This is a genomic window from Pseudomonas sp. MF6394, from assembly GCF_002018845.1.
Classification (GTDB): Bacteria; Pseudomonadota; Gammaproteobacteria; order Pseudomonadales; family Pseudomonadaceae; genus Aquipseudomonas; species Aquipseudomonas lactis.
This window is the reverse complement of sequence record NZ_MVOJ01000011.1, coordinates 110,424-124,079: the sequence shown is the minus strand read 5'-3', so window position 1 is coordinate 124,079 and position 13,656 is coordinate 110,424. Positions and strand designations below refer to the sequence as shown.

Sequence of the window (13,656 nt, the reverse complement as noted above, 5' to 3'; positions counted from 1 at the left end):
CTAGTGGTCCATCATCTGGGCCGCTTGCTGGGTCGCGTGGCTGGTCCGCGTGGCCAGCTTACGCACTTCATCGGCAACCACCGCAAACCCGCGACCGGCTTCGCCAGCTCGCGCCGCTTCAATGGCGGCATTCAACGCCAACAGGTTGGTCTGGCTGGCAATGCCCTGGATCGTGGCGACAATCTGCGTCAGCTTGGTGAGGGTTTCCTGCATCACCTGGTGTTGTTGCGCCTGCGCCTCGCGCATCGCACTTTCTTCATGGTGGGCATGGATATCGGTGATGGCACCCACCACCCGTTGCGGCGAGCCGTCCGGCGCGCGGCGGGTTTGCCCCCGGCCGCGAAACCAACGGTAAGTGCCATTGGTGTGTTTGAGTCGATACTCCACATCGAATGGGGTCTTGCCGCTGCGGTCGTCCACATGGGCGACGAACGCGCCGATGGCCCGTGCGCTATCTTCGGGATGCAAGCGCGAGGTCCAGCTTTCCAGGGTGTTGGGGAACTCCTCCACCGTGTTGCACCCCAGCAGCCGGCGCATCTGCGAAGACCACCAAATGGTATTGTTCGGGTTCGCCGGGTCGCCGGCCGCCACCTCGATATCCCAGAGCCCGTCGTGCAGCATTTCTCGGGAAATGTCGAAACGTGTGGCCGCCAGTTCGAGCGCCTCGTGGTGCAGGTACTGTTCATGAATGTCACGCGCGGTTCCCCCCATGGCAAGCGCTGTGCCCTGCGCATCGCGTCGGGCGGCTCCGCTGATCCGGCACCAGCGATAGTCATTGCCGAGTGCCGACTTCATCCGCACGTCGAGCGCAAAGGCCGTACGCCCGCTGCGATCGGCAAGGTGCCGGGCGAGCGCCGCCCGATGCGCTGGCTGGTCATCCGGGTGCAGTTGTTCGCTCCAGCCGCCAAACTGGTCAATCGCCTGGGCCAGGTTCGACGCAGACCCCGTCCACGTCATCGCAGCACCCGGTGCGGGGGCGGCGGCGCCATCCAGTTCCAGCTCCCAGAACCGTTCACCTGCACCCTGTGTGATCAGGGTCCAGCGCGCCTCCCACTGCCGCACCAGCTGGTCACGGCGGGCCAGGCGCTCTTCCAGTTGGCGGATCTCCAACGTCTGTGCGCGGGCCTGCTCCTTGAGGGTTCGTCGTTCTTGCAGCAGTTGTTCGACGCTTGCCAGGATGCGGCGCAACAACGGGTGGCTTGACGACAGCGGTGTGCCTGGCTGGTCAGGCTGCTCCAGTCGGTCGGCGAGCGGCGCCAATACGCAGCGGGTGGTTCGGCTGAAAAAGAGCATGGGGCACCTCTACCTCGGTCAAATAGGGTCAGCCTGCACGGACGACATCGGCGCCGATAAGGCCTGGGAGTCAAAGATTGCTGCCCCCGGCAGGGCTCGCCAGGCCGAGGGGCCGGCGGCGATTTCCTGAGCGCTCAGCAGGCAATTGTCGAGTGCGCGCTGCAGCGCTTGGGTGTCCAGGTCCTGGCCGATAAAGACCAGCTCCTGCCGGCAATCGCCGACAATGCTGTCCCACTTGGCCATGATGCTCTGCAACCGATAGTCATCCTGCGGCCATTGCGACTGCTCGATGAAGTTCCACCAGTGCCCGACGTAGTCCCACTGGAACTGCCTGCCGCTTTGCACCAGCAGGCCGGTTTCCAAGTGCCTGCTGGCGAGCCAGAAGTAACCTTTGCTGCGCAACAGGCGCCCGTTTTGCCAAGGCTGCTGGAGAAAATCGAGTAATCGCTGTGGGTGAAACGGGGCACGCTCGCGATACACCCAGGAGGTCACGCCATAGGTGTCCGATTCAGAGGCCGGCGCGTCGTCGGTTTGCATTTTTTTCATCCAGCCGGGCGAGGCCGCAAGGCTGGGCAAATCAAACAGTTGGGTACCGAGGATGGCGGATAACTCCACGTTACCCTGAGCCATCGGGATGATCCGCGCGCTTGGGTTAAGGCCGGCGAGGATCGCGTGCACGGCCTGGTAGCCGGGCTCGTCGATCAGGTCCAGTTTGTTGACGAGAATGACGTTGGCGTATTCCACTTGCTCGATCAGCAGGTCGGTCAGATGGCGCGTGGGTGCGTCGTCGCGGGCCACGATGCCCGGCGATTGGAGCAATGCTTCAAAGCGACTGCCATCGACCACCGTCACCAAGGTGTCGAGCCGCGCCAGTTCGCTGAGGCTGAAGCCCTGCGCGTCGAGGAAGGCGAACGTCTCGGCTACCGGCATCGGCTCGGAGATCCCCGTGGACTCAATCAGCAAGTAGTCGAAACGTTGCTGGCGCGCCAGGGCGCTGATCTGCTCGAGCAAATCGGCGCGCAGCGTGCAGCAGATGCAGCCATTGCTCATCTCGATCAACTCATCGCGACCCCTGTGCAGCGCCACGTCGCGCTGCACCTGCTCGGCATCGATGTTGACCTCACTCATATCATTGACGATGACCGCCACGCGCAGGCCGTCACGATTGCGCAGGATATGGTTGAGCAGGGTAGTTTTGCCGGCGCCGAGGAAGCCGGAAAGCACCGTCACCGGCAGTCGGCCTGTCAGGGCGCCGTCCATCATGCGTTCACCGTGCTATCGGCGTGGTCCAGGTAGCTTTCGAACAGGTCGACCACCACGAAACCCTCATCTGCTGCGTCGCCCCAGAGATCTTTCACGCGAAACTCGACGTGGTAGGTCGGCTGATGCGCCGCGCTCAGATCACCGTGGCCGATAGCGTCAGGGAACGGCCACTTTTGCGCGGTGCGGTGCACAACCACGCCTTCTTTGCCGCGCACGTAGGCCGGCATGCGGGTATGCCCGGCCACATACTCGTCTCGCACCACCACCCGGTCGCCAACCTCAAAGGGCGCACGGCCGGTGATCGCTGGGCGCCCGTTGGCATGCGCGGGGTTCGCCAGCTTGAAGTGCGACCCCAGGGCCTGATCGAGTTCCGCCTGGGTGATCACACCGGTTTCGACCAGCAGGGTGGCGGTCGCGATGACATAGCGTTCGTAGTATTGGGTGCCGACATGTTGGCGCACATCCAGGCGCTCCACGGCATGGCGCACTTCGTCCACGCTGAACTTTTTCAAGTGATCGGCGCCGACAAACATCAGGCTGTAGGCCAGGTGCTCCCAGTCCTGTTTGAACACGGGTTGGTAGCTCAGGCTGTTGATGGTGTGAGGGACTTTGCCAAAGCCTTGAAACCCGCCGAGATCGTGAAAGCCATCCATTGTGAATACCTCTGAAAAATGCAAAAAACAAAGGGCACCGGTTACGCCACGTAAGGCAGCGCCACGCCGATAAGGACATCCTTGGTGATCAGTTTTCGCAGGGCCTCTTCATCCATCGATTCGCTGCCCTTGGGCCGTACAGGCAGCACCAGATAGCGGGTTTCGGCGCTGGTGTCCCAGACCTTGACGATGACGTCGGCCGGCAGCTCGGTGCCCAGCTCCCGCAGTACGGTGCGCCCTTCGCGCACCAGTCGGGCGCGGAACTCGAAGCCCTTGTACCACTCCGGCGGCAAGCCCAGGACAGGCCAGTTGGTGCAGGAGCACAGGCTGCACACAATCACGTTTTTCACGCTGGGCGTGTCTGGCAGCGCAACAATGTATTCACCCTGCGGGCCGGTATAGCCAAATTGGGCGCACGCCGCGGTGCCGTCTTTGAGCAGCAGTTCGCGAAACTGCGGGTCTACCCAGGCCTTGGCCACCACCCGAGCCCCGTTCTCCGGGCTCCATTGGTGCGCCATCAGCTGTGTCATGTGTTCGATGTAACCGTCGGGGATCAGATCCTTCTGCTTGAGCACCTGCAGTAGCGCTTGCGCGCGTTCGCCCGGTGTTGATGTGGTTGCTTCGTGTGCGCTCATAAGTTGACTCCTCATCGTTGAGCTTCTGGGCAGCGCCTGGCGGCTTGTTCTTTTTGCGCTGCGCGGGATTACCGGCTAACAGTTTTTCCAGTCAACCGACGCCTCGAACGCTGCGGCGGCCTGGTAAATCGTGCCTTCGGCATAGTGCTTGCCGACCAGCATCAGTCCGATAGGTAGACCGTCTACCAGACCACAGGGAATCGACATGGCCGGATGCCCGGTGATGTCCTGGGCAGAGGCATTGCCGATCATTTCCAGTGCACGGGCCACGTACTCGGTAACCGAGCAACCCGGCTGCGGGTGGGGCTGGGCGATGATCGGCACGGTGGGCATCACCAGCAGGTCATACCGCGCCAACGCGGCGTCATACCCGGCACGTGCCACGCGCCTGAGGTTTTGTGCCTTGGCGTAGAAACGTCCGTTGTAGCGTTCCAGACCGTACTGCCCGACGAACATGCACAGCTTGAGAGAGGCGGACAGGTCATTGGCTTGATCGCGCCATCCGGCTTGCTGGTCCAGCAACCCGAGGTCATACAGCCCTTGCCAGTTAAAACCGGCCCCATTGCCGTGCATCATCTGCATCATCAAGCCTTCACAGCCGATGGGGTGCCACAGCGAACCGGCAATGCTGTGCTCAGGCACCGACACCTCCTCGACCTGCGCGCCCAGCCGCGAAAACGCTGCAATGGCTTGACGTACGCACGCGGCCACACGTGGGTCCTGGTTGGCCAGTTCAAAACCTTCGCGCAGGATGCCGATCCTCAGTCCGCTGACACCGCGCTCCAGGTAATCGCTGTAAGCGTCGACCTGTGGCGCGGCTTGTCGCGGATCGAGCCCATCGGCGCCGGCCATCACTTCCAGCATCAAGGCGTTGTCACGCACGTTTGCGGTAATGGGGCCGGCGTGATCGATAGTCGCTTCGATGGCCATGATGCCGGTGTAGGGCACCAGGCCGTGGGTCGGCTTCATGCCGTAAGTGCCGCAGAAGGCGGAAGGAATGCGGATTGACCCGCCCTGGTCACCGCCGACGGCCAGGTCGACCTCGCCGGCGGCAACCAGTGCTGCGCTGCCGGAAGACGAGCCACCCGAGGCAAACCCCTGGCGATAGGGGTTGTGCACCGGTGCAGGATCGGAGGTGTGGCTGCCGCCGGACAGGCAGTAGTGTTCACACGTTGCCTTGCCCAGAATGGTCGCGCCGGCATCCAGCAAACGCGTGACAACCGTGGCATCGAAGGCGGGGACGAAGCCCTCAAGCGGCTTGGCACCATTCATCATGGGCACGCCAGCCAGTGAAATATTGTCCTTGAGGGCGACCGTTTTACCGGCCAGCTTGCCTTCGCGTGCACCGTTGACTTCGGTGCGGAAGTACCAGGCGTTGAGCGGGTTGTGTGCGGCCGAGGGGCGATAGCCCGAGCTGCGTTCATAACGCACCGGCGGGATGAAGTCTGGCAGCTCGTCAACCAGGTCATAGGCATCGAAGCTTGCCTGCATAAGCGCCAGGTATTCATCGGCTTGCTGCGCATCGAGCTGCATGTGCAGGCTGCTCGAAATAGCCAATAGCTGTTCAAGGGTGGGGCGAGCGATTGCCATGGTTGGCTGTCCTTATCGTAAATGGCCTAAGAGCACTGCATGCTCACTATCAGCGGGCCTGGGGCTCAAGATAGTCCGCGCATCCAGCCGGTGGCTTGGTTGAGAAAGACATCGACTTGGCTGAGCGGGACACCCTGGCGCCAGGGGCGCGCGTTCGCAGTTTCTGGCGTTAAAAAATGTGCGCGTAACGCAGGTTCATGCGGAAGTCTTCGCGGGTGCCGTTGTCCACCGAGAGGTCTTTGCCCAATTGCAGTTGCACCTGGTCGGTGGGGGTGACGAACTTGGTGGCGGTGAGACGCACGTTGGTGGTGCCCAACTCGTTGTCCTGATTGACATGCTCGATGTTTGTCTCGCCTCCCCAGGTACGCCCAAAGCCAATAGCAAAGGTGGTGGTGGCGTCCGGCATGTAGCGGCCCATGATCTGCGCGGCGTAGGACACGTCCTGCTTCAGGCGGTCGGCATTTGCACCGTAATCGGTGTTGTCGCCATACCAGGTCGCTCCGCCGACCAGGTCCATCGCCCATTTCTCTGTGAAGTGCTTGACGTAGGCACTCTGCAGTTCGAATTTCCAGCGATTCTCCCCGAGGTTGAGCGCATCGTTCTTGTCATACGTGCCCGAAGGCACATACACATAGGGGGCGATACTGAGGGTGTCGCGGGCTTCGTTGAACCGCCATTTCACCGGCGCGGTGAGGATCAAGTCGCCTACGCCGCGAGTACTGCCCAGTGCCGAGGCGTCACCTGCGCCGGAGACGTGGCCGAAAGGCAAAAGAAATTGCGGGTCGATGGTGACCGTGTCGCTGAGTGCATACACATGGAGCAGACGCAGGATGCCGACGTCGGAGGTCACCCTGAAGTCAGAGCTGGCCTTGTGGCCGTTGGCGTAAGCCGAGTCCGTAGTGGCGTGCTGGTAATAAATCGCCCCGATAGTGGCGCCGACCGGATATTGCTCGTAGTCGCCAGGCGCGACTTCACCCGCGTTCGCGTGGAGGGCGGGCAACAGGGTGGAGAGGGTCAGCAGGCGGATCTTATTCATCGTTTATTCCTCGCACAGGCGCCCGGGCCACCCGTGAAGGGTGGCAAGGCGGTAGAAGCTGGGGGTTAAACGCCGAGGGCGCTCAGGCTGTGGGCGGCAGGGCGTCGCGCAACATCCCGGTTTGCGCGTGACAGTTGATGTACTCGAAGACCTGGCTCTTGGCGTCGGACACGGACACCTCGTGGTACAGCCTCAACTTCTTCAAGCCCGCGGCCACGCGAAAGAACGTCACGAAAATACGCAGGTGGGTCGGGTGGGATTCGGCCCAGCGCTCGAGTTTCTCCACTGAGCGCCAGTGACCGATGTTGTAGCTCAGGTCGAGAACGTTGCCGTCCAGGTCGATATTTCGCACGAACCTGTTGCTGTAGCAGCCCAGCGGCTGGCCGTTGTCACGCAGGAAGTCCATGCCGTCCTGCAACGTCGGTAAAATTTCATCGAGGTAGAGCGAGCGTTCCTCTGCCTCGGCATCCGCCCAGTCCTGGCCGGAACGTATCAGTGTGAGGTTGTCGTGCCCCAGCACCACCACGCGTCCGCCCTTGGCCGGGTCGCCCGCGACCACTTGCAGCTCGCTCGTGGGCTTCATCCAGTCGGTCTGGGAGATGGGGAAACGGTCGCGCATCGAGCCCCAGTAGCCGTGCTCTTCGATCTCGCCACTGGTGGCATCCATCACTGCGCCGACCCCGGGCAGGTTCTCCTGGAAGGCGTACAGCGTCTCGAACTGCTCGGCGCGCGGCGCGGTGATTTCGCGGAAGTAACCCAGGCCTTCACCCAGGCGATCCGGCGAACTCCACCAGTCATTCACCTGGGGTGAACGCAACCAGCGGCAATGGGCGGCAGGGTCTTTCCAGTACCCGACCACAATCAGATTATCAAAGCCGCTGCTGTCGGTGTGCTGAGTCAAATCGTAGTTCTGCGGGCCGTCGGCCTGGCTGAAACTGCCGACGATGTGACGCATCGCCTGCAATGCAGCCTTGCGCTGGGCATCGCCTTGATACTGCACGCCCAGATAAGCCATCACCACTTGTTGCAGCTGCTCGTCAGCGCGCGCCACCCACATCGGGAAAGGCGGTTGATACTCCTCGGGCACGCGGCGGGACAGGGTGCGTGGGCATTTGAGATGTGTGTCGATTGCAGATTCCATCTTGAGCTCCTCGTTATTTTGGTTCAGGCCTACGGGTGGGCGTCAGCGCGTCGGCGGCAGGGTGCGCTTGGCGACCTGCCGTCGGTGCAGCAGCTGCATGGTTCCCCATTCAATCAACCAATAAGCCGACTCTTCAGGTGCGAGATCGCGCCGTTGCAGAAGCCATGAAGAATCAGCCAATCGGGGTGAAGAGTGTCGATGCATGGCGTACCTCATCAGCGGGGTATGAGCTGCTGTGAGGTGGAAATTAGGCCGGCAGAGGAGGGCGCGCTTTGTTCGGTGAGACAACCGCTTGGTTGGCAAAGACAGGCCGGCTACGGAGGTTTACCGGTGGTCTGCGTTGGTGCGCGCGGGCTGATGATGTGATGTGCTGTGCCCTTAAACGGGCCACGACTGCGGTGCGACGCGGTCAAACTTGTGGGAGCGGGCTTGCTCGCGAAGGCGGCCTGGCAGCCAACACAGTTGGATTGTGTACATATCCATTGCTGCGGTAATGGCTACTTAGGGTTCCGCCCTGACGGCGGCTCACTTTTGAGAAGCGCAAAAGTAAGCAAAACGCTCTTGCCCCACCACTCGGCACCTCGCTTAGGCTCGGTGTGCCCGTAATCCGCCAGTGATTTTGGGGGCCGCCGCCACGCGCCATCCATGGCGCGGGGCGGCTAAACCGGCATCCCTGCCGGTTTACCCCCCAAATCCCTGTCGAATTACGGCCAGCGTGGTTTAACGGGGCGCTTGAGATCAAAAGCAGATCAAGATCAAGAGCGGCTCGCTTCGCATCGTAGTTACCGTTGCTACAGCCGACCTGCCACTGCATTTGGCGTGTTAATTGCTTCGATGGCTGACAATCGGCCGCTCGTTACAACTTCTCGCGCGCCTATTGCATCGTTGTCGAGGTCAGCGTCATGAACCCGAACACTCAGTATTCGACCCTTGCCGTCCCTGCAACACGTCGGTTTGATTATTGGAAAGAAGTGGTCTGTCGCCATTGCCTGGCGGCCGATAGCAAACCCTTGTCCCAGAGCCGTTTTGATGGCTCGCTCACCCTCAATACAGTCGGCGCGCTGGACATTTGTACGCTGTCTTCACCGCTGCATTACTGGGAGCGTTCCGAACAGCACCTGCGCAGCGGCCCGGCTGAAGATTTATGGTTGGGTTTCGCTCGAAAGGGCCATGGGCAAATCGAACAAGGCTCAAGAAAAGCCAACTTGGCCACGGGAAATTTGTTTCTTTATGACGCAACCCAGGCGTTTCGCTTCAGCCTGGGTGGTACCGAAAACCACTTGATCCGTATTCCCAGAGCGTTGCTCACCGAGCGCCTGCCGCGTATTGCAGAATACACCGCGATGGTCCTCGACGACCGGCGTCCTGGTGTAGTGCCCTTGCGCGAAATGCTGCACCAGGCCGCGAGCACGCCTGCGTCGCTGCAGGATGAGCGCATCTCCAATCGTTACTCAAGTGCTGTGCTTGATCTGCTTGTGATCAGCCTGGAACTCCAGGACCTGAAAACCAGCCATCAGGAAATGGACCTCTACGGCCGCATCATGCAGTACATCCAACGCCACCTGACCGAGCCGGACCTGTCGATTGAAGCCATCGCCAAAGCCCACAATGTATCCACCCGCACCGTTACACGGGCCTTCGCCCGCTACCAAAAAACCCCCGTTGCAGAGATCTGGAAAGAGCGCCTGAATGCCAGCCGAGAAGCGATCGAGCGGGGCCAGGTGCGCTCGGTGTCTGAGGCGGCGCTGGACTTCGGGTTTTCTGACTTCTCGCATTTCAGCCATGCGTTTCGCAAGGCGTTTGGCGTGGCACCGAATACGCTTTTGCGCCGCGATTGAAATTGGCGGGGTAGTGCAACTGCGCTTCCATGGCGTCATGAAGGAGTCTGACGACCTCGATCACGTCGTCGTTTGCCCCACGATAGAACACGATATGGCGTGGGTTTTTGACCGTTCCTTGGTTTGTTTGGCCTGCTGGCGTGAATAGACGAGGTGATCGCTGCGAAGGCCCGGTGCGCAGTGCCTCAATTTTGGCGGTGTCTTCGGCGACGCGCTGCTCCACTAAACGTAAACCTTCTGCATCCACCCGTAATAAAGCAACCTGCAGATTGATTTGAAGATTGATATACCTGACTGTGCGTGGGAGAAGGCGCGATGTGTGCTTGAAATCGATCGGCATGTTCAATGCCTATCCATATTTGCGTTTAGAGGCATCCAGAGAGGTTTCAATGCCCTACGAGTTAGAAAATCGCCTGGTGATCGGCGTCGCTTCCAGCGCTGTGTTTGATTTGCTGGCATCGGACGCAGTGTTTCAGAGACAGGGGGAGGAGGAATACCGCAAGTTTCAGCAAAAAAATCTTCACGTCCCGCTTCCTAAGGGGATAGCGTTCCCCTTCATCAAGCGCTTGCTGTCAGTGAATGACCTGAGCGTCGATCCTACGGATCCGCTCGTTGAGGTCATACTGCTTTCGCGCAACGATCCTGATACTGGACTGCGCGTGCTGAAGACTATCGAGCACTACGGCCTTGGGATGACACGGGCGATTTTCATGCAGGGAAAATCCCCTTATGAATACATACCTGCTCTGAATATCGCTTTATTTTTGTCGGGTGACAAAAAAGACGTGGAAGCGGCTATCAGGGCCGGGTACCCGGCTGGCCAGGTGCTCGATTCAAAATTCGAAGACGACGAAACGGATAAAACCCTACGCATCGCGTTCGACTTTGACGGCGTCCTTGCCGGTGATGAGTCCGAAACAATCATGCAGGCCTCTGGATTGTCTGAGTTCCATGCGCATGAAGTGAAGAACGTTATGCAGCCCCATAACCCGGGGCCGCTGAAGGAGTTCATGGTGCGGATATCCAAAATCCAGTCGGTCGAGGAGCAACATAAAAAGCTCAATCCTGACTACGAAAACCGCATACGTGTCTCAATCGTCACAGCCCGCAATGCGCCGTCTCATGAGCGTGCAATGAATACACTCAAAAGTTGGGGTGTCATGGCTAACGACGCATTCTTTCTAGGTGGCATCGAGAAAGGCAGGATTTTAGGTGTATTGAAACCGCACATCTTCTTTGATGATCAATCTGGGCACCTACAATCGACTAGCGCAGTTGCGCCATCTGTGCACATTCCTTTCGGCATTACCAACCATGGTGCGACAGTGGTTGCGCTGGATTCTGAAGCGGATCAGGTCCGGCAGGAGGTGTAACACGCAGGCTTGAGCGCGCAGTGTCACAGGCGTTCGTATCGGTTCTGTGCTGCGAAGAATCCTCGCCACTCACGTTATCAGTCGGAACGATATAAGCGATAAGCGCGGAGCCAGCGTTCACCGCTGACTGAAGACCAAATGAAACGTTATCGGCAAATCTGGCTGACGGGTTTTCTCAAGCTGCAAACTCGGCGACTGGCTGTCCGGGAAGTGTTCTACGCGGTCAATGCCACGGGCGAAACGAAGAACGTGCGGCTGTCCTATTGCTTCACGTCAGACCGCGTATGCCCAGGAGAAGGGCATCACGGCGCGTGACTGCACTGCCGAGTAAAGCGCCGCTCAGGCGGCGCTCGCGATAGCGTGTTGGCCAGGGATGGCGCCAATCAGCTCACGGGTGTAATCGCTGGTCGGGCGGCTGAAGATGCGCTCCACCGAACCCTGTTCGACCACCCGGCCATTGCGCAACACCAGCACCTCATGGGCGAAGTTGGCGACCACCGACAAGTCGTGGGACACCAGTACGTAGGCGATGCCCATGTCCCGTTGCAGCTCTTGCAGCAGTTCAAGGATGTGCGCCTGCACGGACACGTCGAGGGCGCTGACCGGTTCATCCAGTAGCAATAGATCCGGTTTCAGCGCCAGGGCGCGGGCGATGGCGACCCGTTGGCACTGGCCGCCGGAAAGCTCGCGCGGCAGGCGATCGAGGAAACTCACCGGCAAATGCACGCGACTGATCAGCTCGCGCGCGGCCTGTTCCAGGGCAGGGCCCTTGAGCAAGCCGAACGACACCAGCGGTTCGACGATGCTGTCGAACACTGTGAAGCGTGGGTCCAGCGCCGCAAACGGGTTTTGTTGCACCAGTTGCAGGCGCTGGCGCAGCGGGCGGAAGTCGCGCCAGCTGAGGTCGGTGACGTCCTGTTGCTCGAACCACACCCGCCCGCGGCTGGGTTTTTCCAGGCCGAGGGCGATGCGCAGCGCGGTGCTTTTGCCTGAGCCGGACTCGCCGACAATCGCCAGGGTCTGCCCGGGGTAGACCTGCAGGCTGAGGTCCTCCAGCGCGACAAAGGTCGCGTCTTCGCCCTTGACCTTGGGCAGCGCGAACGTCTTGCCAACGTTTTGCAGCTGCAGGATCGGCGGCTGCGTCGGGGCCGGCCGGGCCAGCGGCTGGCGGCGCGTGGCGAACGCTGGCGCGGCGGCGATCAAGGCGCGGGTGTAGTCGTGCTGCGGCGCGCCGAGAATCTGCCGTGGTGCCCCTTGCTCCACCACTTGTCCCTGTTGCATCACCAGAACGCGGTCGGCGCGATCCAGCGCCACGCCAAGGTCATGGGTGATGATCAGCAACGAAATTGCGCGCTCACTGACCAGCCGTTGCAGGTGGTTGAGGATCTTGCGCTGCACGGTGACGTCGAGGGCACTGGTCGGTTCGTCGGCGATGATCAAGCGTGGGTTGCCGGCCAGGGCGATGGCGATCAGCACGCGCTGGCGCATGCCCCCGGAGAGTTCATGCGGGTACTGGCGCGCGCGCAGTACCGGCTTGGCGATACCGACCTGCTGCAGTAGCTCGACGATATCCGCATCGACGCCGGGGTAGCGCTTGCCCTTGGCCAGGATCAGCGCCTCGGCAATCTGCTGGCCAATGCGCAGGGTCGGGTTGAGGCTGACCATCGGGTCCTGGGGCACCAGGCCGATGGTGCGCCCGCGCAGGCCGCGTCTCTGGCGTTCGCTGGCGTGGGTGAGGTTGTTGCCGTCCACCCACAGCTCGCCGGCGCTGATGGTTGCGCTGCCCGGCAACAGGCCGAGAATCGCGTTGGCCAGGGTGGATTTACCCGAGCCGGACTCGCCGACAATCGCCAGCGTCTCGCCTTGGGCGATGGTCAGTGACAGCTGGTTTACCGCCAGGTTGCCGTGCCGGTAGCTGACACTCAGTTGGCGAACATCAACTAAAGCATTCATCGCTGAACCTCCTCGAACGTGCGGGCAATGTGGTTGAGGCTGAACACCACCGCGACCAGGAACAGGCCGGGCAGCAACGACACCCAGGGGGCGGTGATCAGAAAGTGCCGACCGTTGGCGATCAACGTGCCCCATTCGGCGGCCGGAGGCGCGGCGCCAAAACCGAGAAAACTCAGGCCGGCGGTGGCGAGGATGGCTGCGCCGAAATCCAGGGTCGCCAGTACCGCCACGGGGCCCCATGCGTTGGGCAGGATGTGCCGCAGCAAGGTGCGGCCCCAGCTGGCGCCGCCCAGGCGTGCGGCTTCCACGTACGGCAGGGTCTTGACGCGCAGCACTTCGGCGCGGGTGGTGCGGGCGAATCCGGGGATAATCCCGACGCCCACGGCGATAGCCACCGGCACCGTGCCGAAGCCGATGGCGGTGACAATCGCCAGAGCCAGCAGCAAGCCGGGCAAGGCGAGCAACACGTCGACAATCCGCATGATTACCGCGTCGATACGCCCACCGGCAAAGCCGGACAGAATGCCCAGCCCGAGCCCGCCCAACAACGCGATTCCCACCGCCAGAAAGGCCGCCAGCACCGACAGGCTGGAGCCGTAGACCATCCGGGTGTACAGGTCGCGGCCCAGCTCGTCGGTGCCGAACCAGTGGGTCAGGTTCGGCGCCGTGAGCTTGACCGCAGGTGCGGTGGCATAAGGGTCGAAGCTGGTCAACCACTGCGGTGCCACGGCGGCCAGCAATGAAAACAACACAATCAACACTGCCAGGCTGAAGCCCGGTCGCCGCAGCAAGGGCATGACCGCCGCCGTGGCACGTTGTCGGCGGGTGCGGCGTTGCCAGAGTGGGGGCGTAAGGCCGAGGTTTTGCTCAAGGAACGTCAT

12 protein-coding genes and 2 pseudogenes are annotated in these 13,656 nt (G+C 61.3%); 3 read left to right on the top strand and 11 right to left on the bottom strand.

The window, feature by feature from the left end; translation table 11 throughout:
* The 7 genes from MF6394_RS34940 to oxdA form a co-directional block, all read right to left on the bottom strand.
* Nucleotides 1–1,293 carry a methyl-accepting chemotaxis protein gene (locus MF6394_RS34940; RefSeq protein ID WP_047710797.1) on the bottom strand — a complete coding sequence of 431 codons (1,293 nt, stop codon included), beginning with the start codon at nt 1,291–1,293 and terminating at the stop codon, nt 1–3.
* Nucleotides 1,294–1,311: 18 nt separating this feature from the next.
* On the bottom strand, nt 1,312–2,556 hold the full coding sequence (locus tag MF6394_RS13800) for a GTP-binding protein (protein WP_078466843.1): 1,245 nt from the start codon (nt 2,554–2,556) through the stop codon (nt 1,312–1,314).
* On the bottom strand, nt 2,553–3,209 hold the full coding sequence (gene nthB, locus MF6394_RS13795; RefSeq protein ID WP_044273673.1) for a nitrile hydratase subunit beta: 657 nt from the start codon (nt 3,207–3,209) through the stop codon (nt 2,553–2,555). The genes MF6394_RS13800 and nthB overlap by 4 nt, the downstream gene beginning before the upstream one ends.
* A gap of 41 nt (nt 3,210–3,250) precedes the next feature.
* Nucleotides 3,251–3,844: a nitrile hydratase subunit alpha gene (gene nthA, locus MF6394_RS13790; protein WP_044273674.1), complete on the bottom strand. Its 594-nt coding sequence runs from the start codon at nt 3,842–3,844 to the stop codon at nt 3,251–3,253.
* A gap of 75 nt (nt 3,845–3,919) precedes the next feature.
* Entirely contained in the window at nt 3,920–5,434 is a 1,515-nt protein-coding gene (locus tag MF6394_RS13785) for an amidase (protein ID WP_044273675.1), read from the bottom strand.
* A gap of 169 nt (nt 5,435–5,603) precedes the next feature.
* Nucleotides 5,604–6,470, bottom strand: coding sequence for a transporter (locus MF6394_RS13780; protein WP_044273676.1), 867 nt, complete (start codon nt 6,468–6,470; stop codon nt 5,604–5,606).
* An 82-nt stretch (nt 6,471–6,552) separates the two neighbouring features.
* Nucleotides 6,553–7,611, bottom strand: coding sequence for an aliphatic aldoxime dehydratase (oxdA, locus tag MF6394_RS13775; RefSeq protein WP_047710800.1), 1,059 nt, complete (start codon nt 7,609–7,611; stop codon nt 6,553–6,555).
* Nucleotides 7,612–8,513: 902 nt separating this feature from the next.
* On the opposite strand from oxdA, the gene MF6394_RS13770 reads away from it, so the two are divergent.
* On the top strand, nt 8,514–9,449 hold the full coding sequence (locus tag MF6394_RS13770) for a helix-turn-helix domain-containing protein (protein ID WP_003191111.1): 936 nt from the start codon (nt 8,514–8,516) through the stop codon (nt 9,447–9,449).
* Between the two features lie 7 nt (nt 9,450–9,456).
* Here MF6394_RS13770 and MF6394_RS34575 read toward each other — a convergent pair.
* Together MF6394_RS34575 and MF6394_RS33090 are read right to left on the bottom strand one after the other, a co-directional pair.
* Nucleotides 9,457–9,626, bottom strand: a pseudogene (locus tag MF6394_RS34575) (type II toxin-antitoxin system RelE/ParE family toxin); the annotation flags it as partial.
* Nucleotides 9,613–9,687: pseudogene (locus MF6394_RS33090) on the bottom strand (type II toxin-antitoxin system ParD family antitoxin); the annotation flags it as partial. The pseudogenes MF6394_RS33090 and MF6394_RS34575, both read right to left, overlap by 14 nt.
* Before the next feature lie 151 nt (nt 9,688–9,838).
* Between MF6394_RS33090 and MF6394_RS13760 the strand changes: the two are divergent.
* Both MF6394_RS13760 and MF6394_RS34140 read left to right on the top strand, forming a co-directional pair.
* On the top strand, nt 9,839–10,822 hold the full coding sequence (locus tag MF6394_RS13760; protein WP_078466842.1) for a 5'-nucleotidase: 984 nt from the start codon (nt 9,839–9,841) through the stop codon (nt 10,820–10,822).
* A 138-nt stretch (nt 10,823–10,960) separates the two neighbouring features.
* Nucleotides 10,961–11,137 carry a hypothetical protein gene (locus MF6394_RS34140; protein ID WP_158497495.1) on the top strand — a complete coding sequence of 59 codons (177 nt, stop codon included), beginning with the start codon at nt 10,961–10,963 and terminating at the stop codon, nt 11,135–11,137.
* Nucleotides 11,138–11,161: 24 nt separating this feature from the next.
* On the opposite strand, the gene MF6394_RS13755 is transcribed toward MF6394_RS34140, so the two are convergent.
* On the bottom strand, nt 11,162–12,775 hold the full coding sequence (locus MF6394_RS13755; protein WP_047710801.1) for a dipeptide ABC transporter ATP-binding protein: 1,614 nt from the start codon (nt 12,773–12,775) through the stop codon (nt 11,162–11,164).
* Entirely contained in the window at nt 12,772–13,656 is an 885-nt protein-coding gene (locus tag MF6394_RS13750) for an ABC transporter permease (RefSeq protein ID WP_044273680.1), read from the bottom strand. The genes MF6394_RS13755 and MF6394_RS13750 overlap by 4 nt, the downstream gene beginning before the upstream one ends.